General features: G+C 58.6%; 23 protein-coding genes and 2 pseudogenes. 13 read left to right on the top strand and 12 right to left on the bottom strand.

Annotated elements, in window-relative coordinates:
- Positions 1-3 precede the first annotated feature (3 nt).
- The 7 genes from otnC to RG540_RS28365 all read right to left on the bottom strand — a co-directional run bounded on the left by otnC (position 4) and on the right by RG540_RS28365 (position 7,216).
- Entirely contained in the window at positions 4-639 is a 636-nt protein-coding gene (otnC, locus tag RG540_RS28335) for a 3-oxo-tetronate 4-phosphate decarboxylase (protein ID WP_041365476.1), read from the bottom strand.
- Positions 636-1,913: a 3-oxo-tetronate kinase gene (otnK, locus tag RG540_RS28340; protein ID WP_041365478.1), complete on the bottom strand. Its 1,278-nt coding sequence runs from the start codon at positions 1,911-1,913 to the stop codon at positions 636-638. The genes otnC and otnK overlap by 4 nt, the downstream gene beginning before the upstream one ends.
- A 3-nt stretch (positions 1,914-1,916) precedes the next feature.
- The gene (locus tag RG540_RS28345; RefSeq protein WP_041365480.1) at positions 1,917-2,591 is read right to left on the bottom strand and encodes an aspartate/glutamate racemase family protein; all 675 of its coding nucleotides are present in this window, start codon (positions 2,589-2,591) and stop codon (positions 1,917-1,919) included.
- Positions 2,592-2,611: 20 nt separating this feature from the next.
- Positions 2,612-4,024, bottom strand: coding sequence for an NAD(P)H-dependent oxidoreductase (locus RG540_RS28350; RefSeq protein ID WP_041365482.1), 1,413 nt, complete (start codon positions 4,022-4,024; stop codon positions 2,612-2,614).
- Positions 4,025-4,161: 137 nt separating this feature from the next.
- The gene (locus RG540_RS28355; protein ID WP_041365484.1) at positions 4,162-5,685 is read right to left on the bottom strand and encodes a tripartite tricarboxylate transporter permease; all 1,524 of its coding nucleotides are present in this window, start codon (positions 5,683-5,685) and stop codon (positions 4,162-4,164) included.
- 21 nt (positions 5,686-5,706) lie between these two features.
- The gene (locus tag RG540_RS28360) at positions 5,707-6,153 is read right to left on the bottom strand and encodes a tripartite tricarboxylate transporter TctB family protein (RefSeq protein ID WP_041365486.1); all 447 of its coding nucleotides are present in this window, start codon (positions 6,151-6,153) and stop codon (positions 5,707-5,709) included.
- A 76-nt stretch (positions 6,154-6,229) separates the two neighbouring features.
- Positions 6,230-7,216, bottom strand: coding sequence for a Bug family tripartite tricarboxylate transporter substrate binding protein (locus RG540_RS28365; protein ID WP_244446724.1), 987 nt, complete (start codon positions 7,214-7,216; stop codon positions 6,230-6,232).
- Positions 7,217-7,369: 153 nt separating this feature from the next.
- On the opposite strand from RG540_RS28365, the gene RG540_RS28370 reads away from it, so the two are divergent.
- Positions 7,370-8,308 carry a LysR family transcriptional regulator gene (locus RG540_RS28370; protein WP_162182829.1) on the top strand — a complete coding sequence of 313 codons (939 nt, stop codon included), beginning with the start codon at positions 7,370-7,372 and terminating at the stop codon, positions 8,306-8,308.
- 21 nt (positions 8,309-8,329) lie between these two features.
- On the opposite strand, the gene RG540_RS28375 is transcribed toward RG540_RS28370, so the two are convergent.
- Complete coding sequence (locus RG540_RS28375) at positions 8,330-9,283, bottom strand: LysR family transcriptional regulator (protein ID WP_162182830.1); 954 nt, start codon at positions 9,281-9,283, stop codon at positions 8,330-8,332.
- Between the two features lie 246 nt (positions 9,284-9,529).
- On the opposite strand from RG540_RS28375, the gene RG540_RS28380 reads away from it, so the two are divergent.
- The 5 genes from RG540_RS28380 (at position 9,530) to RG540_RS33560 (ending at position 14,314) form a co-directional block, all read left to right on the top strand.
- The gene (locus RG540_RS28380; protein ID WP_080725110.1) at positions 9,530-10,966 is read left to right on the top strand and encodes a c-type cytochrome; all 1,437 of its coding nucleotides are present in this window, start codon (positions 9,530-9,532) and stop codon (positions 10,964-10,966) included.
- Between the two features lie 60 nt (positions 10,967-11,026).
- A complete protein-coding gene (locus tag RG540_RS28385) occupies positions 11,027-11,554 on the top strand; it encodes a sugar dehydrogenase complex small subunit (RefSeq protein ID WP_051909875.1) in 528 nt (175 codons plus the stop codon).
- 13 nt (positions 11,555-11,567) lie between these two features.
- Positions 11,568-13,202 carry a GMC family oxidoreductase gene (locus tag RG540_RS28390; RefSeq protein WP_041365492.1) on the top strand — a complete coding sequence of 545 codons (1,635 nt, stop codon included), beginning with the start codon at positions 11,568-11,570 and terminating at the stop codon, positions 13,200-13,202.
- A gap of 637 nt (positions 13,203-13,839) precedes the next feature.
- Positions 13,840-14,211 carry a hypothetical protein gene (locus RG540_RS32065; protein ID WP_255761275.1) on the top strand — a complete coding sequence of 124 codons (372 nt, stop codon included), beginning with the start codon at positions 13,840-13,842 and terminating at the stop codon, positions 14,209-14,211.
- Positions 14,126-14,314, top strand: a complete 189-nt coding sequence (locus tag RG540_RS33560) for a hypothetical protein (protein ID WP_255761274.1) — start codon at positions 14,126-14,128, stop codon at positions 14,312-14,314. The genes RG540_RS32065 and RG540_RS33560 overlap by 86 nt, the downstream gene beginning before the upstream one ends.
- A 22-nt stretch (positions 14,315-14,336) precedes the next feature.
- Here RG540_RS33560 and RG540_RS28405 read toward each other — a convergent pair whose 3' ends face one another.
- Positions 14,337-14,738, bottom strand: a complete 402-nt coding sequence (locus RG540_RS28405) for a winged helix-turn-helix transcriptional regulator (protein WP_046601199.1) — start codon at positions 14,736-14,738, stop codon at positions 14,337-14,339.
- A gap of 116 nt (positions 14,739-14,854) precedes the next feature.
- Between RG540_RS28405 and RG540_RS28410 the strand changes: the two genes are divergently transcribed.
- On the top strand, positions 14,855-15,583 hold the full coding sequence (locus tag RG540_RS28410) for an SDR family NAD(P)-dependent oxidoreductase (RefSeq protein ID WP_041365499.1): 729 nt from the start codon (positions 14,855-14,857) through the stop codon (positions 15,581-15,583).
- A 420-nt stretch (positions 15,584-16,003) separates the two neighbouring features.
- Here RG540_RS28410 and RG540_RS32640 read toward each other — a convergent pair.
- Positions 16,004-16,198 (bottom strand): annotated as a pseudogene (locus RG540_RS32640) (hypothetical protein); the annotation flags it as partial.
- 255 nt (positions 16,199-16,453) lie between these two features.
- Here RG540_RS32640 and RG540_RS28420 point away from each other — a divergent pair.
- Both RG540_RS28420 and RG540_RS28425 read left to right on the top strand, forming a co-directional pair.
- Entirely contained in the window at positions 16,454-16,765 is a 312-nt protein-coding gene (locus RG540_RS28420; RefSeq protein WP_041365503.1) for a helix-turn-helix domain-containing protein, read from the top strand.
- Entirely contained in the window at positions 16,758-18,011 is a 1,254-nt protein-coding gene (locus tag RG540_RS28425; protein ID WP_041365505.1) for a type II toxin-antitoxin system HipA family toxin, read from the top strand. Before RG540_RS28420 ends, RG540_RS28425 begins: the two co-directional genes overlap by 8 nt.
- Here RG540_RS28425 and RG540_RS32645 read toward each other — a convergent pair.
- Together RG540_RS32645 and RG540_RS28430 are read right to left on the bottom strand one after the other, a co-directional pair.
- Positions 18,004-18,178: pseudogene (locus RG540_RS32645) on the bottom strand (IS701 family transposase); the annotation flags it as partial. The gene RG540_RS28425 and the pseudogene RG540_RS32645 overlap by 8 nt on opposite strands.
- 152 nt (positions 18,179-18,330) lie before the next feature.
- Entirely contained in the window at positions 18,331-19,656 is a 1,326-nt protein-coding gene (locus RG540_RS28430; protein WP_041365507.1) for an aminotransferase-like domain-containing protein, read from the bottom strand.
- A 103-nt stretch (positions 19,657-19,759) separates the two neighbouring features.
- Between RG540_RS28430 and RG540_RS28435 the strand changes: the two genes are divergently transcribed.
- Genes RG540_RS28435 through RG540_RS28450 form a run of 4 tightly spaced genes read left to right on the top strand, consistent with a single transcriptional unit; the run spans position 19,760 to position 23,371 of the window.
- Positions 19,760-20,728, top strand: coding sequence for a substrate-binding domain-containing protein (locus RG540_RS28435; protein ID WP_041365509.1), 969 nt, complete (start codon positions 19,760-19,762; stop codon positions 20,726-20,728).
- A gap of 59 nt (positions 20,729-20,787) precedes the next feature.
- A complete protein-coding gene (locus tag RG540_RS28440; RefSeq protein WP_041366517.1) occupies positions 20,788-21,675 on the top strand; it encodes an ABC transporter substrate-binding protein in 888 nt (295 codons plus the stop codon).
- Positions 21,672-22,595 carry an amino acid ABC transporter permease gene (locus tag RG540_RS28445; RefSeq protein ID WP_041365511.1) on the top strand — a complete coding sequence of 308 codons (924 nt, stop codon included), beginning with the start codon at positions 21,672-21,674 and terminating at the stop codon, positions 22,593-22,595. The genes RG540_RS28440 and RG540_RS28445 overlap by 4 nt, the downstream gene beginning before the upstream one ends.
- On the top strand, positions 22,592-23,371 hold the full coding sequence (locus RG540_RS28450) for an amino acid ABC transporter ATP-binding protein (RefSeq protein WP_041365513.1): 780 nt from the start codon (positions 22,592-22,594) through the stop codon (positions 23,369-23,371). The genes RG540_RS28445 and RG540_RS28450 overlap by 4 nt, the downstream gene beginning before the upstream one ends.
- The last annotated feature ends 68 nt before the right edge of the window (positions 23,372-23,439 follow it).

Genomic DNA, 23,439 nt, shown 5'->3' on the forward strand with positions numbered 1-23,439 from the left:
GCCTCAGCTCGGAAAGGCCTCACTCAGTTCTACGATCGCCTCGCAGGTCAGAAGCGAGACAGGGCGATTTCCAACGAGAAAGAACAGTTTGGCTGTTTCCTCAAGCTCCTCAAAGGAATGGACGGCGTCTTGAAGAGATGTCCCGGAGACGATCGGGCCATGATTGGCAAGCAGCATCGCCTTGTGCCCGCCCGCAAGTCGGCGAACCGCCTCGGCCAATTTGCGATCACCAGGCCGGTAATACGGAACCAATGGAAGGCGCCCGACCCGCATCATCTGATAGGCCGTCAGGGGCGGCAGAACGTTGGCGCTGTCGTCATGGCAGATGCAGGACAGCGCAACGGCATGGGTCGAATGCAGGTGCACGATCGCTTTGGCGGATGGCCGTTCCTCATAAACGGCAAGATGGAAGAAAGCCTCCTTGGACGGTGGATTGCCTGCGAGAAGGTCTCCGGCAGGCGACACTTTCGATATCTTTACGGGAGTGAGAGAGCCGAGCGAAGAATTGGTCGGCGTGACCAGGATCGCCCCATCATCGAGACGGATCGACAAATTCCCAGCACTACCATGGGCAAGGCCGCGCGCGTAGAGCAAGGCTCCGAACTTCACTATCTCGCAGCGAAGAGTATCTTCTGTCATAAGGATACACCACCTTCTAAAAGCCGCAGCGCTTTCCGGAAAAAATCCGGTGCGCCGAAGTTGCCGGATTTAAGCGCCAAAGCAATGGCCCTGGTCGGCTCGGCCAAAATGGGCACACCGGGATCGATTTCGGGGCCGATGCTCAGGGCCTCCAAATCGAGCGCTTGCGCCACCGCCCCCGATGTTTCTCCCCCGGCCACGACCAGCCTAGTAACACCACTGTCGACAAGTGCCCGCGCCGTATCTGCAAACAACCCGTCGAGGGTTAGAGCAAGACTCTCGCGCCCGTAACGGCTCTGCAATGCCTCGACTTCCATGGGATCATCGGAGGAATAAACGAGCGGTGCCTGGCCACGGTGACTTGCTACAAATTCGACGATTTCGCGTACGCCGAGCGTGCCGGCCATGATCGCATCCACATCAAGCGCCATGACCGGATGGTCATTTGCATGCGTGGCAATCTGATGGCGGGTAGCTGCTGAACAGCTTCCGGCCAGTATTGCTTCCGGTCCAGCGACACCTTCAAACGACGTCCTGGCCCCGCGGGCTAATCCGCTACGAATGAAGTTTGCCGGCAATCCGATGGCGATGCCCGAGCCACCCGTGAGAAACGGCACACCAGCGGCAGCGGCACCGAGTGTGATGAGATCCTGATCTATCGCCGCATCGCAGATGACCATCGTCCTCCCTTCCGCGGCGGCGGCGTCGAGCGCTGCCCTGACCTCGGCACTGCCGGCGCGGACCGTGGCCACCGGGACAAGACCGACGAGGTCGCGTGTCTGGTGCGTCAGCCAGCGACGAATATCGGAGTCCGTCATCGGTGTCAGGGGATGATGCCGCATGCTGGATTCGCTCAGCAACTGGTCGTGAACGAATAGATGTCCCTGATGCACCGTTCGACCGACAGTCGGAAATGCCGGGCACGCTATGACACCTTTCACTCCGAGGGCATTGGCAAGTGCTTCGCTCACCGGTCCGATATTGCCTTCCGGTGTGGAATCGAAGGTAGAGCAATACTTGAAGACGAACTGCACGCAGCCTTGCGCTTGCAGCCATTCCAGGGCCGCCAACGACTGTACCACGGCGGCCTCGACAGGTGCCGAGCGCGTTTTCAGCGAAATTACCGCCGCTTCGACGTCCGGCGCAGCTGGTGATGTCGGTATGCCAAGATATTGCGTCACAGCCAGTCCGCCTTGGCCGGCAAGGCCCTTGGCCAGCGTGTTTGCAATGTCGCTAGCACCTGTGAAATCGTCTGCGATAACGCCTAGCAGCATGATTTAGTACCCTCCACCTTCAATCAACTGTTTCATTCTGGCCACCGCGCTGTCGGGGGCGGTCAGAATAGTCATCGGTACAGCCGCCCTCACCGTTTCCGCAGCCCTCGAGGTTGAGAAATGGGCGAGCATGATGGCATCGCGCTTTCCAAGACCCACGGCCGCTTCGGCGACCCGGCGATTGTGGTTGGAGACATCCCCTTTGCGAAGGCTTTCGATTGCGCTTGGTGCATGTACGATCGTCAGCCGCGCCTTGCTGCCTGATTGCGCCGCGAACGCACGGAATTCCTCTTCCATCGTGTCGATTGCCGGCGCAAAGGTCGCCACCATCCCGATGTCGTCTCCAGTCGCCATGGCAGCGCGAAACATAGCCTCGTTCGGCATCAGCACGGGAACCTGGACTTCGGCGGAAAGCCGTTTGATCGCCGGGCCGAACGCAGAGCATGTTATGAGGATGCCGTCGGCCGCCCCTTCGATCGCCTGATGCCCAAGAGACAGGAACCGTCGCGTCAAACTCTCGGAGAGCTGCGTTCCCTCGCCTGCCCGATCGACGGACAGGCTTTCGTCGAGGATATTGACGGCCTGAGCTTCGGGCCAGAGGTTTTTCATCGAGGCACAGACCGACTCCATCGCCACCGGAGTGGCGTGGAACAGGAAGATGCGGGGATCATAGGTCATAGTGCACCTCTATCGACGTTCTAAAGAAACGTCTGGTCCTGCAGGCGCCGCATAGCCCAGAGCTCCGAGCCCTGTGGCTCCTCTACCATGTCGTAGGTGAGAAGCGTCCCGGCAGAAATATCCACTGTTGCCCGGTTGCCCGTTAACAGGTGTGCGCAGGCGGGGTTGCTGGCGTTTACGGGTACCGCCGGAATGATACGGGCAGTCAGCATCGGGCTGTGGTCGTTCCCGAACACCTCGCCAGCCTTAATGTCCCGCGCCGCGACTTTGACGAGATCGTAGCGCGGCCGGTAATCATCCGAGCCGGTGTCGATGCCCAGCAACCCTGCCATCAGCAGCGAAGTCGAGGTCTCGACGCCGCAGAGGTGATACGGCCGGTAAATGACGGCTGCGGTCTCGTCGTAATTCGGGATCTGGCCCTTGGTGACAAGAATATGATTGGAATAGGCATTGTCGCAACGGACGACGAGAAACACGCCACCGCCAAGGCCGGATTCATCCGGGCGCCGCAAACACGTTGCGAGGTCGATCGTTTCACCGCGTTCGAACAGGCCGCCATTGGCAATCTCCGCATAGGCAACCGGGATCTCGGTAATGCGCAGTGCCGCATGCACGAGCGTATCAACGGCCGGAGCCATACCCGTATAGTTTGCCGCGACCGTTATTTCGCAAAGGTCGTATGCGCCCGGTTGCGGCAGGCGGGCAAGAATCTCCTTTCGTCGGGCGACAAATTCTGCGGCCTTCCCTTCCGGGATCATCGCCAGCCATTTGCGGTCTTCCTCGGCGATGGTGATCGTCTCGACGTAAGGTGCGTGAACCTTCTTGTCGGTCCTGATAGTCACGGTACCGGCAGCCTCGTCGTAAACGAACTCGCCGTCGGTTGCCTTGCCGCCCGAAAGCACGGTGAGCCCCACCGACTTCGCCCATTCGTAGAACTGGATCAGCAAACCGTGCTGGTCGCCGTCAACCGGCGTGTAGATGACGCCCGCATCCCTTGCGAGCCGCTTCAGCATCGGCCCGACCGCAACGTCGCAATCCTTGGTCACCATAGCGACGTGCTTGCCGGCCTCGATTGCCTGAACGGCATATCTGACGCTTGCCTCGGGAACGCCGCTGCTTTCGCAGACGATATCCACGGCCGAAATAGCACCGATGATTTCAGGCTTGTCGGTATAGACCGATTTACCCTCGACGATCCGGGCCTGCGCCTCTTCCGCTGTCTCGACTTGGAAAACGAGCGCCATGTCGTAGCCGCCTTTTTCGTAGGCGCCCCGCGCTGCGGCAAGTGAGATATCGGCAACCGCGACCACGTTAAGACGCGGCGTATAGGGTGCCTGGGTTACGATCGCGGTGCCGTAGTTTCCGGCGCCGATGACCCCGACCTTCACCTCGTCGGCTTTCGCGAACCGTGCATAGAGATGATGGTAAACCATTGTTTTCAATCCTCTTCAACTGCGCTCGACAGGCGCTTCAAGATTAGTGCGAGCCTGCAGGAGGCCAAGTTCAGGTCACGCGCAGGCGGCTCTCGCCTGCGCATCGGGTGTCGGACTGGATGCTGTCGGTGGTCTTCTCAGTTGACCTTGCTTGCGTCCGCTTCGATCGTCGTCTCGCTCGGCAGGCGTTTTTGCAGGAACCGGGGCGCCACGAGCAGAACGACCGTGATGAGCAGGATGACCAGCGCGATCGGGCTTTGGAAAAAGACCGAAAGGTCGCCGTCCGACGCCACCAGGGTGCGACGGATGCCACGTTCCAGGATCGGGCCGAGGATCATGCCGAGTACCAGCGGCACAGGTGGGTAATCCAGCTTCATCATCAGGTAGCCGAGGATGCCAAAGCCGATCACCAGCCCCACTTCAAACATCGAGTTGTTGATGCCGAATATCCCGAAAGCGATAATCGCGATGACGGCGGGGAACAGGAAGCTCGGGCGAACGAATGCGCAGGTCGCCAGTACCGGCGTCAGTACGACGGTGATCGCCACCAGCGCCAGGTTGCCGATGTAGAAGCTGCCGAAAATCGTCCAGACGAAAGCAGATTGCGTCTGGAACAGCATCGGGCCCGGCTGCAGTCCGATCATCAGCAGGCCGCCCATCAGGACCGCCGTCGTACCAGATCCAGGAATGCCGAGTGCGAACATCGGGATCATGTTGCCATAGGCGGCACTGTTGTTGGCAGCTTCAGGTGCGGCCACGCCTTCCATCGCGCCATGGCCGAAGCGTTCCGGATGCTTGGATGTGCGCTTGGCGAAGGTATAGGCAATCATCGTTGCAGCCGTTGCGCCGGCCCCCGGTAGGATGCCGATGAAGAAACCGATGAGCGAGCCGGAACCCAGTTCACGCCAGCAGCGCAGCGTGCCACGCACGTCCGGGAGCAGTTCGCGGAAACGGAAACGGTTACTCTCCTGCGGCTTACCGATAGATGGCGGGGTGGCATACATTTCCGCCAAACCGAACAGGCCGACTGCAATGATCGAGAATTCGATGCCGTCGAACAGCCGGACTTCGCCGAAGTCGAACCGCGGCAGACCGACCATCGGGTCAAGCCCGATCGTGCCGATGAACAGGCCGGCGAACAGCGACATCATCGCCTTGTTAAGATCGCGGCCGCCGAGCACGCTGACCAGTGACAGAGAAAAGATCATCAGCGCAGTCATTTCGATCGGACCGAAGGCGATGGCTGCCTGGGCAATCGTCGTGGCGAACGCGGTCAGCAGGATGAGGCCTATCAGGCCGCCGATGAAGGACGCCGCGATGCTGAGGCCGAGTGCGGCGCCGGCCTTGCCATTGCGGGCGAGCTTGTGTCCGTCGATGACGGTCATCGTCGCCGAAGCGTCTCCTGGAATTCCGAGCAGGATTGCGGTAACAGCGCCACCGTATTGCGCGCCGTAGTAGACGGCCCCGAGTGCGGCGATTGCGGCGGTTCCGTCGAAGCTGACGGCGACCGGCAGGAGGATCGCCACGCCGGCGGTCGGCCCCAATCCGGGCAGCGCGCCGATGAACAGACCGATGACCGCACCGATCATGATCGCGACAAGAACGGAGGGCTGCGACGCTGCGACCAATCCCTCGGCGAGCAAGTGCCATGATTCAAACATGATGGATTCTCTTTCCGGGGATCAGAGCAGAGGAATGGCGAGAACCATGCCGAAGACGAGATAAAGTATGGCCGCCATCGCTATCGAGATCGCGCTCACCGAAATCAGTGAGCGGGCGTCGCGCGCACCGAAGACGCAGCCGATGGCGATCATCAGCGGTACCGAGGCTATCAGCATGCCAATGACGTCAGAGATCAGGACGAAACAGACAAGGGCGAGACTGACCAGCCCTACCGTGACGACTTCCATCGTTTCGACGCTGCCGAACAGGCCCGACCGCTTGAGGACCTTAATGAGGTTGAGCACGGAAAAGAGTGCAAGCCCGGCTCCGATCCACACCGGAAAGAAGCCGGCCGCCGGCACCGAGCCGTCCTGGTAGCCGAACATGGTGCCCTGCCAGGCAATATAGATGCCGAGCAGGGCGAAGACGGCCGAAAGACCGAGATCGAATGAACGTAGAGGTATCATCTGCTATTTCTCCTGAGCTTGGCGCTATGGAGCCTGTGATGGGGTGTCGCCCCGGGGGAGCCGGAGGGCGCCTATCTCATTTGATCAGGCCGAGTTCACGCATCAGGGTCTCGTATCGTTGCGATGTCGCGACGATCTCCTCGCCGAATTCCTTGCTGTTGAGGAACAACGGTATTTCGTTGAAGCGATCGACATACTGGCTGCGCCATTCCGGGCTGTCGGCAACGGTCTTCATCACACCTTCCCAGTAGGAAACGGCCTCAGCCGGCACGTCCTTGGGCATGATGATGCCGCGAAGCTGGGTATGGACAATCTCGTGTCCCAGTTCCTTGAAGCTTGGCACATCCGGAAGCGATGCCATTCGCTCGGCGGAAGTGACCGCGAGCGCACGCATCTTGCCGGCATTGACCTGTTCGAGAATTTCGTTTGGATTGCCGAACACAAGGTCGAGATGCTTGCCGAGAACGGCCGCCATGACCTCGCCTTCACCGTCATAGGGAACGACCTTGATCGTCGCCCCGAGCTGCTTGTTCACCAGATGCGACAGCAGTGCAGGGTCGGACACCGCGCCGGCGGAACCGATGGTCAGTCCCTTCGCCTCCTTGAGGTCGTCGATCGTTTTGATCTCGGAACCGGCCAGAACCGCGAGAATGTACGGCGAGCGTGCGATCGCTGCCAGCGGGGTGAAGTCCTTGTAGCTCAGCGAAATCTTGCCAAGCAGCGGCGTGGTGAAGAAGCTGACGCCGACGCCGCCCAGATAATACGGGTTTCCTTTGCGGGAGCTGATGTAGGAATAGCCGACTGCACCCGAGCCTCCCGGCCGGTTTTCGACCAGCATCTTTACCGGGATGAGGTTTTTCTCGTTGATGACCTTGGCCATTGTGCGGGCAACGATATCGCTGCCGCCGCCGACGCCGAAAGCGACGATATAATTGATGGTTTCGCTTGGATAGGCGTTTGCCCGGGCAAAACCGGACAGTAGCGGTTGCGCCGAAATCATCGCCGCGCCGCAGCCCAGAAGCGTGCGACGGTTTATACCCTTGCGGGGGTCATGTGTGTTCAAGGTCGTTCCTCCCAATTGAAATCTCGGCCCTCCCGCCGATGCCGACAACCCCTTCCCGATCGCGACAAGGCAAAGTTTGGACCTCTCATTGCTGGTTAGGCAAGTACAATAATGATACCGATTGGTCTCTTTGATTTACCAATGCAGGTTTCAATGGACATCATCAACGACATCAATCTTCGGCTACTGCAGACCTTTCTCGTCGTCGCCAGCGAGGGCAGCTTTCGTATGGCCGGCGAAAAGCTCAGTCGCGCTCACTCGGCCATCAGCATCCAAATCCGCCAACTCGAGGAACAGCTTCAAGTGAAGCTGTTCGAGCGCACAACGCGCAGCGTCAAACTGACGGAGGAAGGTGCAAAGCTGCAGGAAAGCCTACGCAAGGCTCATTTCGAAATACAACATGGCCTGCGGGAAATTCGCGAAGCTGCGGATCTAAAGCGGGGCCAATTGTCACTGGCCAGTTCTTCCCACGTCGCCTCGGTTCACCTACCGTCGATCCTGACAGAGTTCGTTAGCCAGTTTCCCGAGGTTGCGGTCACGATTCGTGAACTGACCTCAACCGATCTTTACGCCGCTTTGCGTATGCAAGAGGTCGATTTCGCGATCGGTCCCCATGGAACGGATCAGGCATTCGAGTTCATCCCGATTCTCGTTGAACCACTTCATGCCGTGGTGCATCCACGTTTCTTAAATCCGTCCAAGGATACGGTTACGTGGCGGGAGATCGCCGGGTTTCCGATACTTCTTCCCGCGCCACAAACTGCCATGCGCAGGATTGTTGACAAGGTCCTGAATGACGTCGGGGTGGAATCGCCAAACCGGTATCAGTTCATCCACGCCGAGACGATCATCGCTATGGCGGAAGCCGGGTTGGGCATCGCGGTACAACCTGGCACAAGGCTGGCGAAGCACCCCACCACCACGGCCCGAGTCATGACATTGACAGATCCTCATATTCGTCGCGCCATGTCTCTTATCCGCTTGAAGAACCGCGTCTTGTCACCGACCGCGCGTTACCTCGCCGACAAGATCGTCGCTGAGGTCCGCCGTGTTACCGGGTATAGCCCGGAAGAAGATTTTATCGTCTCCTGACGCGTCGAAACCGCCAACAGGTCACGTGGAGCCATTGTCCGGCTGGCGAACCGTCTCAACATAGTCCAGAAGGTTTGCCAGGAGCGCCTTTCCGTATGGCGGTAATTGCTCCCGGTTTCGCACGCAGAGGTAAAGCTCGCGCTCAGACCACGTTTCGCAAATCGACAGCGTCCGGAAATCCATGGTCCGGCCGTAACGGAGAGCCGCAGTTTCAGGGACAATACCAACTCCCGTACCGCATTCGACGACGCGGCACAGCGCCTCAAAACTCTCCACCCGCATGCGAATGGTGGGCCGCCTGCCGAGTTCATTCGCCAGGCGTCGTAAGAATTGCGACAGCGCCACCTTTTCGTCGAGGACGACGAGGGGATGATCGAGAATGCTTGAATAGGCAAGCGGTCCGCCCAGAGGGAAGTCACGCGGAACAATCGCCACGAGCCTGTCAGGTACAAACCGCCACCTTTCCAGACCCGTCATGTCGGCAGACGATGCCACAATTCCCATGTCGGCTTCACCTGCCCTCAAAAGATTGACCACTTCCAGACTTGGCTTGTCTTTCACCGAAACGAAGACATCGGGATGATCACGCAGAAACGTCCCGATAAGCTGCGGCATGTGCTCGGAAAGCATGTTCGTATTCGAAAGAAAACGGATGGTGCCGCCGCGCCCCTGTGAAAATGCATCGAGCTCGACTTCCAGCTTTCTCGCGTCATCCAGCAACTTGCGCGCATGCCGGCACAACAGGTCTCCTGCGAGAGTGGGCTTGATGCCGCGACCGGTGCGTTCAAACAGCAAAAGGCCGAAATTTTCTTCCAGCTTTCTCAGCCGTGCGCTGACCGCCGCAACAACGATGTTGTTCTTTGCCGCAGCCGCCGTGAGGCTTCCGCCTTCTACCGCAGACAGGAAAATCTTGAGGTCAGTAAAATCGAAATTCAACAGAGAAACCTTCACTTTTGGTGAAATCTGTTTGTACAACAAACTGACTACCCAAGTCATCCGTGGCGACGCTATGAGGGACATCAAGTTGCGCCCGCGACACATCGACACGCCTCATTCCTTTCGTGAAGAGTGACATGACACGTCATTTTTATTCAATATTACCTTGGATGGAGTAGGATTTTTCAGGTTTGGCTGTGTGGGCTGCGGCGATACGTGTCAGGTCAGGGCGTGGGAGGCGTTCTGGATCTGGAGTTTTGCATTCATGATTGATGAAAGCCACTCATGTTTAAGCTTCCTCCCACCCTCAAAGCCGCGCGTGGTCCCCTCGGTTCTCTCGCGCTCTGTCTTGGTGCTCTGGTCGCGACAAGCTGTCCCGCCTTCGCAGATGACGCGTCTGATCCCATCTCTCGCGGACGTTATCTTGCCACAGCAGCCGACTGTGCTGCCTGTCACACCGCACCGCAAGGCGGCGCACCCTTTGCCGGCGGATACGGCATCGACACGCCGCTCGGGAAAATTTTCTCAACGAACATCACACCATCCAAGGAAGCCGGTATCGGCAACTACAGCGAAGAGGAATTTTCTCGCGCTGTGCGCGATGGCATCGCGAAGGATGGCAGCCACCTCTACCCGGCCATGCCCTACACGGCCTACGCAAAGATCACCGACGAAGACATGAAGGCGCTCCACGCCTACTTCATGCAGGGCGTCAAAGCAGATGACCACAAGCCCCAGAAAACGGAACTGCCGTTTCCGTTCTCCATCCGTGCGTCGATGGCTGGCTGGAACCTGCTTTTCCTCGACAAGGATCGCTTCCAGCCCAACCCTGCCAAGTCGGCGGAATGGAACCGTGGCGCTTATCTCTCCGAGGCGCTGGAACATTGCAGCACCTGCCACACTCCGCGCAACATGTTCATGGCGGAAGACGCCAGCAAGGCGCTCTCCGGCGGCTCCATCGGTCCGTGGTACGCACCCGACATTACCGCGTCGACGGTATCAGGCGTTGGCGGCTGGTCCGATGCCGAGCTGACGCAATATCTCAAGACCGGTCTGGTTGCGGGCAAGGCTCAGGCTGCAGGCCCCATGGCGGAAGCTATCGAAAACAGCCTGCAGCATCTTCCCGACGAAGACATCAAAGCCATCGTCACCTATTTACGCGACGTTCCGGGTGTGGCTTCAGCGACCGGCACCTCTCGCGACGCTTTCGGCGCGCCATCCACCGTGGTCGAAGCCTCGCTACGCGGTCTGCCGGGCCAGGCTCCGGATGAAAACGGCTTTCACATATTCAGCGGTAGCTGTGCTGCCTGTCACCAGGCGGAAGGCCAGGGCAACGACCATTATCCGTCCCTATTCCACAACACGGCGACCGGCGGAGATCGCCTTGACAATCTTGTCGCCACGATCCTGTTCGGTCTGCACCGCACGGTGGGAGAAACCGTTGCCTTCATGCCCGCCTTCGGGGCGGACGCGTCCTACACGGATCGTCTCTCCGACAAGGACATTGCCGATGTCAGCAACTACGTGCTGGCCAACTACGGCAATCCGGCGATCAAGGTGACACCGGCAGACGTCGCGCGCATTCGTGACGGCGGTGAAAAACCTCTCATCGTCAAGCTGGCACCGTTTGCACTGCCTGCAGGCATCGCGATTGCGGTGATCGTCATCGCCCTGATCACCTGGCTGGTCCTGCGTCGCCGCCCGCGTCCGGTGCTTGGCTGAGCCTCAAGCGCTCGGCCACCCCTTCACCTTTTCGCATTTCATGCTCCATCGGAGATCCTGATGCCCTTTGATCCATCTTCCCCGGCCATGTTTGGCCAAACGCTCTCCCGCCGCAGCTTGCTGCGTGGGACGGCCGCCTTGGGCGGCCTGGCGCTCGCCGCCAGCCTCGGCGCGCCTCTGTCTGCTGCGGCAGCGGACGACGCCGTGGCATCGTTCACGCAACTGTCGGAGTTTCTGACCGGCTACACGCTCGATCCGGTTCTCGGCGCACGTTTCCTGGCAGCCCTGAAAAAGCGCGATGCCGATCTCGACGCCAGCCTCGCGGCCCTGTCGCAGCTCATCAAGCAGTCCGGCGTTGCAAATATGGACGGCTTTCTGGCGCTGACCGGCACGGATCCGGCGCTCACCAAAACAGCCACCAAGATCGTATCGGCCTGGTATCTCGGCGTTGTCGGCGAACCGGAAGATGCCGAGCTGATCACCTATGCAGAGTCGCTGATGTATCGCCCGACCAAGGGCCTCCTTACCGTTCCGTCCTACGGTCCCGGCCCAAACGCCTGGGGACCGAAGCCCGGCAGCAAGATCTGACAGGAATAGAGACATGGCCAACACATCCTACGATGCGGACCTGATCGTTATCGGCTCAGGCGTCATGGGCGGCATTGTCGCCGCAAATCTGGCAAAAGCCGGCAAGAAGGTTATCGTGCTGGAGGCCGGCCCTCGTGTCGACCGCCGCGAGATCGTCGAAACCTACCGCAACGCGCCGGTAAAACTGTCGCTGGCAAATGCCAAGCTGCAGGGCGCGGGTTCGCCATTCCCGAGCATGCCCTGGGCGCCATCCACCTATGGCGACTATCTGCAGTATGAAGGACCGGTGAAATACAACACCTCCTATCTCAGAGTCGTCGGCGGAACGACCTGGCATTTCGGTTCGGCGCTGTGGCGCATGATCCCCAACGACTTCAAGATCCAGACGCTTTACGGTCGTGGCCGCGACTGGCCGATTGGCTACGACGATCTCGAGGACTACTACAACAAGGCCGAGCTTGAACTGGGCGTGACCGGAACCGATGGCCAGGACGAAAGCGGTCGGGGCGGCGGTCCGATGCCACCACGTTCGATGTCTTTCCCGATGAAGCAGTTGAACAGCACCTACATGTTCGACACATTGTCGAAGAAGCTCCTCGTTGGTGGCTTCAACCCGGTTCTCGAGCCGCATGGACGCGCTTCGCGCCCCTATGGCAACCGCCCGGTCTGTGCCGGCAACAACAACTGCAACCCGGTCTGTCCGATCGGCGCCAAATATGACGGATCGATGCATATCGACGAGGCCGAACGTCATGGCGCACTGCTTCTCGACAACTCACCGGTCTACAAGATCCAAGCTGGCGACGACGGCAAGATCACTGCCGTGTGGTACAAGAAGCCTGATGGCTCCGAGCATCGCCTCACGGCGAAGTATTTCGTGCTCGCCGCCTACGGCATCGAATCCGCCAAGCTTTTGCTGATCTCGACATCCGAGAAATACCCGAATGGCATCGCAAATTCCTCGGATCAGGTTGGCCGCAACCTCATGGACCACACCGGCATCAGCATGAACATGCTGACCAAGGAAGACATGTGGCCGGGCCAGGGTCCAACCGAACTTCTCGTCTACCTCAACCAGCGCGACGGCGAATTCCGCAAAGATTATCCAAGTTACAAGATCAAGGTGCGCAACACCGTTCCGACAGCGCAAATGACCGAAGGTTTCATCAAGAAGGGCATCCTCGGCTCGAAGCTAGACGAGGAGATTCGCAAATATTCGGCCCGCTCGCTCAACTGGGCGATCGATTTTGAACCGCTGCCGCTGCCGGAAAACCGCGTCACACCGTCGAAAACCAAATTCGACGCGCTCGGTGTCCCGGTTCCCGTTCTCTATTACAGCGTCACCGACTACTGGAATGCCGGTCGCGATCGCGGCCTGCAGGATCTGCACAAGATCGCCGATTTGCTGGAAGCCGAGGTGTTGTCCACGGACGTCAAATGGCAAAACCGCCAGCACGTGATGGGCACCACCCGCATGGGCAACGACCCGAAAGATTCCGTTGTCGACCGCGACTGCCGCACGCACGATCACCCGAACATGTTCATTGCCGGCACCAGCGTCATGCCGTCCGCTTCCTGTATGAACCCGACCCTGACGGGTGCTGCGCTCAGCGTTCGCATTGCAGAACAGTTGATCAAGGAAATCTGAACGCGAAGACCGGAGAGCCCTCCAATTTTCTGCGGAGGGCCTCGTGTCGAACATGGGTCCGAAATCCGGCTCATCTGCGGCCTGCCATTTTCAAAGCACGCATGAGTAGCTGACTTTTGTCATGTTCAATTGACTTGCCAATCTCTGCCGGGAAAAAGATGATTATATCGCCCGCTTGGCAATGTGATTTTGGATGATGATTAAGCTTTGCGGGCGGTTGCAGTCATGTCTCCGGCCTTTTTGTGCGGCACGATACGACCGCTGGCCCTGATGTTGTTCGCTTGAGCCGATCTATTGATGACAATGCCATCCAGACATGACATCACCGCGCTTCCTGCTCTCAAATACGCCCACTGCGTTTTGTCGTTTCAGACGGCCTTCCCAAACTGGAACTATCCGCGAGGGGCGGGACCTATTAGCTTCAAAGCAGCGCTATATCTCGTCTATCATCGATATACGTGCCGATACCTGCTTTACGATAATTGCGTATTGACCGTAGATATAGGCAGTATACCTTAAGCCGACGGTCGCAGGTGTTTCTGAAGCGCGGCCAGATTGAAACCTCAACGGCCTGACCCGCGATCATCGGCTCCCTGGAGCTGAATCTTACGCCGAGCCGATCGCGATCGGTGGTGTGATGGTTGGCGCCACCGTGGCCAAGATCAAACAGTCACGTCACCCGGACTGGAAGGAAGGCGATATCGTTGTCGCCTATTCGGGCTGGCAAAGCCATGCCGTTTCCGATGGAAGCGATCTGCGCGCCATCGACCCGGCCGTCGCTCCGATCTCCACCGGGTTGGGCGTGCTCGGCATGACAGGCTTTACCGCCTACGCCGGCCTGCGCAACGGCAAAGCTTTCGGTCGACAGACTACCGGTTACCATGCGGGACATCCAGCAAAAGAGCATCACGGTCCGCGGCTTCATGAACGTGGAATTTATCGCGCAGCAGCCGAACTTCTTGAAGGCGGCCGCCGGCTGGATCGCCGACGGTACGTTGAAATGGCGTGAGGATATCGTCGATGCCCTTCAGAACGCTCCCGCCGCATTCATCGGTCTTTTGGAGGGTCGCAATTTCGGTAAGCTGGTGGTCAGAATATCGCCGGAGCGATAAACCTTTCGGAAGACTGACGCACCTAATCCCGAACGCGGTCGTATTCCTCCTGCGCGCGTTCGAGCTCCGGTCCGTAGTTCATGGACCATTCGTAGAGCGCCTCGAATGGCTGCCTAAGGGAGTGGCCGAGCGGGGTGATGGTATATTCGACGCCGACAGGCGTTGTCGTCGTCAGTACTTCACGGCGAATGAGCCCATTGCGCTCGAGGCGTTTCAAGGCATCGGCAAGCGCCTTGTGCGTAATACCGTCGAGGCGCCGCATGATCTCGTTGAAGCGTGACGGCCTGGTGCACAGGACGGTCAGGATCAGGACCGACCACTTGTTGGCGATCTGCTCAAGCACCGGCCGTGCCTTTTGCACGTCTATCAACGCCTCGACGGAAACGGGCTTGGGACGACGGGGCGGGCTGACTTTGACGGGCATGTCTTCAATCATGGCGGACATAGGTATACTCCTCGATATCTTCTTTACTTATAGTGCGTAATTGACCGTAGGTATAGGGCGTATATCTTCCATCTGTCACTTTTGATGGAGTTTACATGACCAGATTAGCAAGCAAGATTGCCCTCGTTGTTGGCGGTCACGGCGGCATCGGCGGCGCCGTTTCACAACGGTTCGCGCAGGAGGGGGCGCAGGTCTATGCGACCAGCCGCAAGGGCACGGATGGCGTACCTGAAGCAATAGGCGACGGGAGCATTAGGCCTCTGCAGGCAGATGTGAGCAACACCGCCGATCTGAACCGCGTGTTCGAGCAGATAAAGTTGGAACAGGGGCGCATAGACGTCCTCGTCGTCAACGCAGGCCTTTCCGAATACGCCCCGCTTGAAGAGATTTCCGAGGATCATTTCGACCGGACATTCGGGCTTAACGTCCGCTCGCTCGTCTTCGCGGCACAAGGTGCTACTAACCTCATGCAACCTGGCGGAACGATCGTGTTGATCGGCTCCATCGCAGGGGACATCGGCACCAAAGGGTATGGGGTCTACGGTGCCACCAAGGCGGCGGTCCGCTCGTTCACGCGCACATGGGCCAACGAACTCGCTCCGAAGGGCATCCGTGTCAACGTCGTCAGCCCCGGTCCGACCGATACTGCGATGATGGCGGGAGCCTCGAAAGACGTTCGGGACGCGCTTTCCAGCATGATTCCTCTGGGGCGCATGGGCCGGCCAGACGAGGTCGCCGCTGCGGTCCTGTTCCTTGCCAGCGACGAGAGCAGTTTCACAACCGGTGCGGAACTAGTCGTCGATGGCGGCATGGCGCAGGTCTGACGCGACAGACACACGAGGCGGGAAATGGGCAGGTTCGACATGATGGATCTCCCGCTGCCCGCCTGTGTCGATGTTCGTCCTTTTGCTCCACCTCGCTAAGGACCGAGGATATGATTGGATGAGCGGGTCGGCATATCGTGGTGTTCTCTATATGGAGAAGAGGAGGGCGCTGTCCGTGATTGCAGCATCAATCCCCTGAACCAAAGGCTGAAGCATAAGCATGGGCCAACGTGCGGGCCGCAGCTCCAGTTCGATCATCGATATCGGCTGCAGATTTCAATCGCATCCTATCGCTAGGTCTGGCGGAAGATCAGCCTGAATTACCCCGATCGGGCGAGCCGATAGAGGCGCTATCGCCGAATGGTTTCTCGGATAGAGTTCAGGCCCCTTCATGGTCGAGCAGGAGAGGGATCGCGTCATGCAGGCCTGTCCGATCGTCGTCCAGTCAAGGCGGCCATTCAGGATCGGTGGCGGCTTCCGGTAAATGATCAGGTTGATGAGATAGGGGCGGATATTTTCCAGCACCCCTTTCGGTGCGATCGGCGCGATGCGCACCTCGCAGAATTCCGAGATCTTTCTTTGAAAAAGACGTGATGAAATATCCTGTTTGGGCATGCTCATTCCATTTCTCTCAGGCACCAGTGCCGAGGGCGAGCGGGAATAGGAGGCAGGCTTTAACAAAGCATGTATCGGAATTATAATTTGACGGTCACGCTCGATCCCGCAGTGCGCGTAAATTCTTCTAGAAGGCATTTAAACAGATCATAATCCATAATATGATCTGCAAATAGATCAATTACCTTGACTTTTTTAAGGAACAGAGATATGTAAACGTAACATTTAATACGCGACGATAGGTTTAGAGATCAAATGATTGCTGAGTCAGGGGCTTTGCTTGCGGTCGGCCGGCTGTTGAAGACGGCACGTAAAAACTTGGGACTCACTCAAGAGCAGGTTGCCGACTTGGCAGGCATATCACGTCCTCGCTATCGCGAGATCGAGGCTGGAAGTGCCGCTGCTCGCACAACGACCTTGATCAACATTTCGCGAGCGCTCGGTCTCGAACTAATGCTCATCCCGCAGGCCATGGTCCCGGCGGTTGATGCCCTGCTGCAGCCCGATGGTGCTGAAGACGACCTTCCTGCGTTCGCGGTCAGCGCCGACGGCAATGCCAATGCCTGAGGCTCCTCTCAATCCAAGACCCATATCGTCACTTGAAGTGCTGCTGAATGACCTGAAGGTTGGCACGCTTGTGCGGACGCCCGGCGATTTCAACGCGTTCAGCTTTGAGGAGAGCTATCGCGCGACGGGCGGCTTCCCTGTTTTGAGCTTGTCTTTCCGCGCGGCAACCGGGGGTCTGCGCAAGGATCCCAAACCTGTTGCCAGAGCCTTGCCGGCATTCTTTGCCAATCTTCTTCCTGAAGACAAACTGCGCGAGGCGATGGAAAAGCACCATGCCGGCAGTGTTCGCGCCGGAAACGACTTTGATCTGCTGGTTGCACTCGGGTCGGATCTGCCGGGTGCCGTCCGCGTTGTGCCAAGCGAAGGAACGGTTGCTCGCGTTGACGATCCATCACCTCTCAAATCGAGGGCCCGGTTTTCGCTCGCTGGCGTGCAGATGAAGCTTTCCGTCATCAAGAACACCGGCAAGAGTGGCGGCCTGACACTGCCGCTGGGAGATGAGCAGGGGTCTTATATTGCCAAGTTTCCGTTGACGTCGTTTCCCGGGGTCTCGGAAAACGAATATGCCAATCTCGCTTTGGCCGAAGCGATCGGCATGGACGTGCCGGAACGTGAGCTTGTCGAGCAATCGGAATTCGAAGGGATCCCGGAGGAATTCAAGACGCTATCGGACGGTAAAGTCCTGCTCGTCAAACGCTTTGATCGCGGCACCGGCGGCGAGCGGATCCACATCGAGGATTTTGCTCAGGTGTTTGGAATCTATCCTTCGCGCAAGTACGAAGGAGCAGCCTATCACGATATTGCGGCTGCTCTCGGCATCGCCGTATCGTCGGCGGCGTCGATTGAATTTGTCCGTCGACTGGCGTTGGCCGCCATCACCGGGAATGGCGACATACATCTCAAGAATTGGTCTCTGATCTATCCTGGTGCGGGCGACAAACCCGCGCTCGCTCCTATTTATGATGTGCTCTCGACCATTCCCTACATCCCGGCAGATGCCATGGCGCTGTCGCTCGCCGGCGAGCGTTCCTTCAAGGCGATGGATGCACAGCGATGGAAAGTCTTCGCCAATCGTGCACGCTTGCCGGAAGCGGCGGTGCTCAAAGCGGTGGTCGATACCGTTGAACGTGTCAACGAGCTTTGGTGGTCGCTGCCGGAGCGTGAGGTCGTTCCGGCAAAAGTTCTTGAGCGGATCGATGATCATGTGAAGTTGATGATACCAATCCTCAGCACGTGCGCGGACTAGCATTACAGAAGAACGCGAGATCGCCATCGCTGATATTTACGCCGGATCAGGAGGCCACGGGTCCAAAGCCCCGATTTCGTCTCGTCATATTCGTCGACATCGAGGTCGGCGCGTTCGCAGTAAGCCCAGTCATGAAGCCGCGCGCCTTTGGTGCCATCACCGGCGGAAAATGCCAAAAGCCATGATATCCGCGCAAAGGCGCACTGGAACGCTGTGACGACCGCGCGTACCTACGTCATCAACAAACACCGCGTTCGCGGCGGCAATGGAACATTGTGACACCGCATGCACCAGAGCTGTCAACGCATAGCATGTGCAGCTACATAATGTGGGCGAGTGCAATCGCGTCAGCTACATCCTCGGAGCGCTCATCCAACATCGACGTTGCCACCCGAATGTTATTGCTGTGAACAATGCAGAATTTGCTTCCCGAGTTGACCGCAATGTTCCGGGCAGCGAGCGTAACCATTGCAAAGGGCTCAGAGACCACCGGCACCCACAAAGATAACCCGTCTCCATCTTCGATGGTTAGGCCGCGCACGCGCAGAGCGCTAGCGAGCATATCGCGTCGTTTTTTATAGATAGCCCGGGCAGATGCGATGCCTTCCCAAGTTTCCGGTTGGCGCAACAACCATGCGCCGGCGGCTTGAAGAACGCGGCTGGTCCAGGCAGCACTAAAACTACGATAAGACTGGATCTGTTCAACGATTGCCGCTGTGCCTGACAATACCGCCAAACGAAGATCGGGGCCGAGCGTCTTGGAAAACGAGGTAATGTGAATGACCCTATCGGGAAACTGCGTGCCAAGCGAATGACGCTCAACCCCCGAAATATCGGACATGCCATCATCCTCAATTATGAGGGTGTCGCTGTCACGTAGTACTTCAGTCAGTTCGCCCAGACGTTGCCGCGTCACTGTCCGGCCGGTCACCGAATGCAGCCGCGGCTGAAACAGGAAAACGACCGGTTTGTAGCGCATCGCATCCTGGAGCGATGAGGGCAGCGGGCCGTACTCGTCACATTTCACAGGTAGTATACGTGCACCCTGATGCTCAAGAATATCGAGGAGCCGCATCGCCGTCGGTTCTTCGATGGCGACAGGCGCGCCGGGCGTCACCAGCGCATGAATGGCGGTATACACTGCATTATAACCGCCGTTGGTCGCAAGCATCGCTTCCGGGTCATAGGGCCATGTCTTGCGTACTTCGGCCTCCAGTTCCGGCAGAATACGGCTGCGCTCATAGCTGTTGAGGTTCTCTGCGGAAGCCCCGTATGCCAGCGCCTTCTCCAAAGTCGGCAGCAGCCTTGGGTCCGGAACGGCCATCGTCAGGTCGAGCACATCTGCACCGTAGTGGCCGGAACTCGCAAGACGCTCTGGCTTTGCGATGAAGCGGTCACCGCTGACCCAGGTGCCGTTACGGCCCCTTCCTGTAATGATCTTTTGCCGTCTAAGCTCGCTCCAAGCTTCCGAAATCGTCGCCGGGCTGACACCGAGCGAAAAAGCGAGATCACGGATCGGAGGCAGCTTGGCGCCTACGGGAAGCGCCCCTGCCCTGATCAAGGCACTGGTTTCCAACGCAATTCCGCGAATTGTTCGATCGCTTAATTTTTCGGCAAACCAGATCGAATCGTAGGCGTCGCTCATTTTCTCACCAGTTTAAATGTTCAATAACGTAATAACATTTGATCATTACGATGTGAACATTTTAATCTCCCTTCGTAAGCACTTTCTGACATGAGTATGTAGAATGACACTGGGCCTTCGAATTGCACTGCGTGACTGGGACTACATGACCCCGCTGATCCTCGGCGATGTCGCTTCCGACAAGCTCGACTTACGGGTGGAGCGGATCGGAACGCTTGTGTCCCATCTCGGCAAGAGCCCCGACCACGAGGCTGCCGAGATTTCGTTCAGCCGCTATACCCAGCTTCGCCACGACGGCGATGACAGCGTCGTTGGCATTCCCAACTTCATCATGCGCGGCTTCCGCCATCGCTGCATCATGACCACTCGCGACAGCGATCTGACAACGCTCGGCCAGCTGGCCGGCAAACGCATCGGCGTCACCGGATGGCGCGACAGCGGCAACACGTGGACGCGTGCAGCTATCCGCCGCGAAGGCGTCGAGATCAAGGATGCGACGTGGTATGCTGGCCGCCTGACAGAGGCCCACCCAGTCACCGATCGCCTCGACGGCTTTGGCCAGCCCGGCCTGATCGAAGCCTGCCCCGGCGAACGCCCGATGGTCGACCTTTTGCGCGAAGGCGAACTGGATGCGATCTTCACGCCCTTCATGCCCGATGGCTATTTCGAGCCTGGCTCACCGTTCCGTCAGGTGCTGACCGATTTCCGCGCAGAAGAGCGCCGGTATTTCGACGATGTGGGATACGTTCCGGGCATGCACCTGATCGGCATCAAGGCTGATATCGTTGCCGAGAACCCATGGGTAATTGCCGAAGTCAGCAGACTGATCGACGAGTCGCAGCGCATGTGGACCACCAAGCGTCGCAAATATGCCGAAACCACGCCATGGATGTTCGACGAGGTCCTGAAAACTTCGCGCGAACTGCCCAAAGGCTGGGATGCCAGCGGATTTGCCGCCAACCGCAAGATGATCGACGATTTTGCCGGTGAATTGCACGCGCAGGGCATCATGAAGCGCCACATGACGCCGGAAGAGCTTTTCGCATTCGATACGGATGGCAGCCGGATCTGACCGGCAGTCGTAACCTTAATCTCTCAAGAAACGTCGCTTTGTAAAAAAGGGGAATGAACATGTCGCATAAGAAACTCATCGCTCTCGCTCTCGTCAGCGTAGCACTTGCGGGCGTCGCCAGGGCGCAGGACGCATCCATCAAGCTGGACGTCAACAAGGCGCTCCACGATCGCCTGCCGGAAGACATCAAGCCCGCCGGCAAGATGATCTCCGTCAACAACGGTTCGTTCCCTCCCTACGAAATCGTCACCGGCACCGATATGACAGGCGCCAGTGCCGACCTGACCGATGCGCTCGGACAGGTTCTCGGCGTCAAGATCGAGCATGCGACTGTCGGTGGTCTGCCGGCCCTGCTGGCCGGCGTTAACGCGGGTCGTTACCAGTTCGCCTTCGGCCCGATCGGCGACTACAAGGATCGCGAAGCAGCAAGCGACTTCGTCGATTGGGTGCAGGAATTCGTCGTCTTCGCCACTCTCAAGGGCAATCCCAAGGGCATTGGCTCGCTGGACACCTCCTGCGGCCAGCGCATCTCGGTCATGGCCGGCGGATCCGCCGAACGGGTGATCAAGGCACAGTCGGACAAGTGCAAGGCTGATGGCAAGGAACCGGTGGAGGTCCAGTCCTATACCGACCAGCCGGCATCGATCCTGGCCGTCCGTTCCAAGCGCGCCGATGCCTTCTTCTCCTCACAGGCGCCGCTGACCTATTTCGTCTCCCAGGCGAACGGCCAGCTGGAACTGACCGGCGTCGGCCAGAAGAACGGCTTTGAAGACATCTTCCAGGGCGCCGTCGTGCCGAAGGGCTCACCGCTCGGCCCGCTGTTCGTCGATGCCATCAAGGTGCTCATGGACAATGGCACCTATGCCGCGATCATGAAGAAATGGGGCATCGAGAACAACATGATCAAGCAGCCTGGCCTCAACCTTGGCGGGCAACTTCCCAAATGAGCACCACCAACAACAACGCAGCGCCTTCGGGCGCCGCGGACTTCCGCGATGTGGCGACGGCTCACACGCCTTTCAGGGCTGGCCCTCTTGCCCTCCGGATCGTGATTGCGCTGGTCGTCATCGACTTCGGCTGGATCGTTGCCGCCAATGAAAACTTCGGCTGGCCGGTTGTTGCCCAGTATTTCTTCGATCCGACGGTTTTGAGCGGTCTTTACGTCAGCCTTGGCCTCACCGTGATCGCCATGATCCTCGGTGTCGCGCTCGGCCTGGTGATCGCTATTGCCCGCATGTCGTCCGACAAGCTGGCGAGTTCGTTCGCCTCGCTGTTCATCTGGTTCTTCCGCGGCACGCCGCTGCTCGTCCAGCTGATCTTCTGGTACAACATGTCGACGCTGTTTCCGGCGATTTCGATTTCACTTCCCTTCGGTCCGACGCTTATTAGCTGGGATACCAATTCTGTGATCACGCCGATGACCGCGGCGATCGTTGGCCTCGCACTCAACGAGGCTGCTTATATGGCAGAAGTCATCCGCGGCGGCCTTCTGTCAGTTGACCGCGGTCAGACCGAAACGGCGGAAGCCTTCGGCATGACCAAGGCGCGAGCCCTGCGGCGGATCATTATTCCGCAGGCGATGCGTTCGATTGTGCCGCCGACCGGCAATCAGTTGATCAGCATGATCAAGGCGACCTCGATCGTCAGCGTCATCGCCATGGCCGATCTGCTTTATTCGGTGCAATCGATCTATAACCGCACCTTCGAGATCATCCCGATGCTGCTGGTCGCGGTCCTCTGGTACCTGCTCATCACCTCGGTGCTGAATATCGGTCAGGGCTATATCGAAGCCTATTATGGTCGCAGCGACCGCCGCAATGGCGCCACGCCCAAGCCAGCAGCCGTCACAGAGGAGGCAAGCCATTGACCATCGTCGATACCACCAAGCCCCTCGTCCAGGCTCGTAATGTCCACAAGTCCTTCGACCGGCTCGAAGTGTTGAAGGGCATCGACCTCGACATTATGCCGGGGGAAGTCGTGGCCGTTCTGGGGCCGTCCGGCTCGGGCAAATCCACCTTCCTGCGCTGTATCAATCACCTCGAAGATATCCAGAAGGGATATATCGAGGTGGATGGCGAGCAGATCGGTTACCGCGTCAAGAACGACCGGCTGGAAAGGCTGTCGCCCAACGGCATTGCAAGGCAGCGTCGAAAGATCGGCATGGTGTTCCAGCAGTTCAACCTCTACCCGCACATGACCGTGCTGCAGAACATCATCGAGGCGCCAGTCGGCGTCCATCGTGAAAGCCGAAAGGATGCGATCGAGAGCGCCAGTCGACTTTTGGAGCGCGTCGGTCTGTCGGAGAAGGCGAATGCCTACCCGCGGCAGCTTTCCGGCGGCCAGCAACAACGCGTCGCAATTGCCCGCGCGCTGGCGATCAAGCCAAAGCTGATGCTGTTCGATGAGCCAACCTCGGCGCTCGATCCGGAACTGGTCGGCGAAGTGCTGGCGACGATGCGGGACCTGGCAAAGCAGGGTCTTACCATGATCGTCGTCACCCACGAGATCAGCTTTGCGCGTGAAGCGGCCGACCGGGTGGTGTTCATGGACGGAGGGGTGGTCGTCGAACAGGGAAAACCGGAAGACGTGATCGGCAATCCGCAGCATACGCGCACACAGGCTTTTCTGTCGCGCTTCCTGTAAATCCTCCCCGACTAACCCCGGCCGAAAGGCCGGGGTCTTTTGTTCAAAATCTGAAAGTCTGGATATCC

The sequence above is a fragment of the Neorhizobium galegae bv. orientalis str. HAMBI 540 genome (assembly GCF_000731315.1).
Lineage (GTDB): Bacteria > Pseudomonadota > Alphaproteobacteria > Rhizobiales > Rhizobiaceae > Neorhizobium > Neorhizobium galegae.

Coding starts and splice junctions, on each gene's coding strand:
- RG540_RS28440 (WP_041366517.1), top strand. CDS start 20,788: ATGTCGCATAAGAAACTCATCGCTCTCGCTCTCGTCAGCGTAGCACTT.
- otnC (WP_041365476.1), bottom strand. CDS start 639: ATGACAGAAGATACTCTTCGCTGCGAGATAGTGAAGTTCGGAGCCTTG.
- RG540_RS28360 (WP_041365486.1), bottom strand. CDS start 6,153: ATGATACCTCTACGTTCATTCGATCTCGGTCTTTCGGCCGTCTTCGCC.
- RG540_RS33560 (WP_255761274.1), top strand. CDS start 14,126: ATGAACGTGGAATTTATCGCGCAGCAGCCGAACTTCTTGAAGGCGGCC.
- RG540_RS28345 (WP_041365480.1), bottom strand. CDS start 2,591: ATGACCTATGATCCCCGCATCTTCCTGTTCCACGCCACTCCGGTGGCG.
- RG540_RS28390 (WP_041365492.1), top strand. CDS start 11,568: ATGGCCAACACATCCTACGATGCGGACCTGATCGTTATCGGCTCAGGC.
- RG540_RS28410 (WP_041365499.1), top strand. CDS start 14,855: ATGACCAGATTAGCAAGCAAGATTGCCCTCGTTGTTGGCGGTCACGGC.
- RG540_RS28370 (WP_162182829.1), top strand. CDS start 7,370: ATGGACATCATCAACGACATCAATCTTCGGCTACTGCAGACCTTTCTC.
- otnK (WP_041365478.1), bottom strand. CDS start 1,913: ATGCTGCTAGGCGTTATCGCAGACGATTTCACAGGTGCTAGCGACATT.
- RG540_RS28350 (WP_041365482.1), bottom strand. CDS start 4,024: ATGGTTTACCATCATCTCTATGCACGGTTCGCGAAAGCCGACGAGGTG.
- RG540_RS28380 (WP_080725110.1), top strand. CDS start 9,530: ATGTTTAAGCTTCCTCCCACCCTCAAAGCCGCGCGTGGTCCCCTCGGT.
- RG540_RS28435 (WP_041365509.1), top strand. CDS start 19,760: ATGACACTGGGCCTTCGAATTGCACTGCGTGACTGGGACTACATGACC.
- RG540_RS28445 (WP_041365511.1), top strand. CDS start 21,672: ATGAGCACCACCAACAACAACGCAGCGCCTTCGGGCGCCGCGGACTTC.
- RG540_RS28385 (WP_051909875.1), top strand. CDS start 11,027: ATGCCCTTTGATCCATCTTCCCCGGCCATGTTTGGCCAAACGCTCTCC.
- RG540_RS32065 (WP_255761275.1), top strand. CDS start 13,840: ATGGTTGGCGCCACCGTGGCCAAGATCAAACAGTCACGTCACCCGGAC.
- RG540_RS28355 (WP_041365484.1), bottom strand. CDS start 5,685: ATGTTTGAATCATGGCACTTGCTCGCCGAGGGATTGGTCGCAGCGTCG.
- RG540_RS28425 (WP_041365505.1), top strand. CDS start 16,758: ATGCCTGAGGCTCCTCTCAATCCAAGACCCATATCGTCACTTGAAGTG.
- RG540_RS28420 (WP_041365503.1), top strand. CDS start 16,454: ATGATTGCTGAGTCAGGGGCTTTGCTTGCGGTCGGCCGGCTGTTGAAG.
- RG540_RS28405 (WP_046601199.1), bottom strand. CDS start 14,738: ATGCCCGTCAAAGTCAGCCCGCCCCGTCGTCCCAAGCCCGTTTCCGTC.
- RG540_RS28430 (WP_041365507.1), bottom strand. CDS start 19,656: ATGAGCGACGCCTACGATTCGATCTGGTTTGCCGAAAAATTAAGCGAT.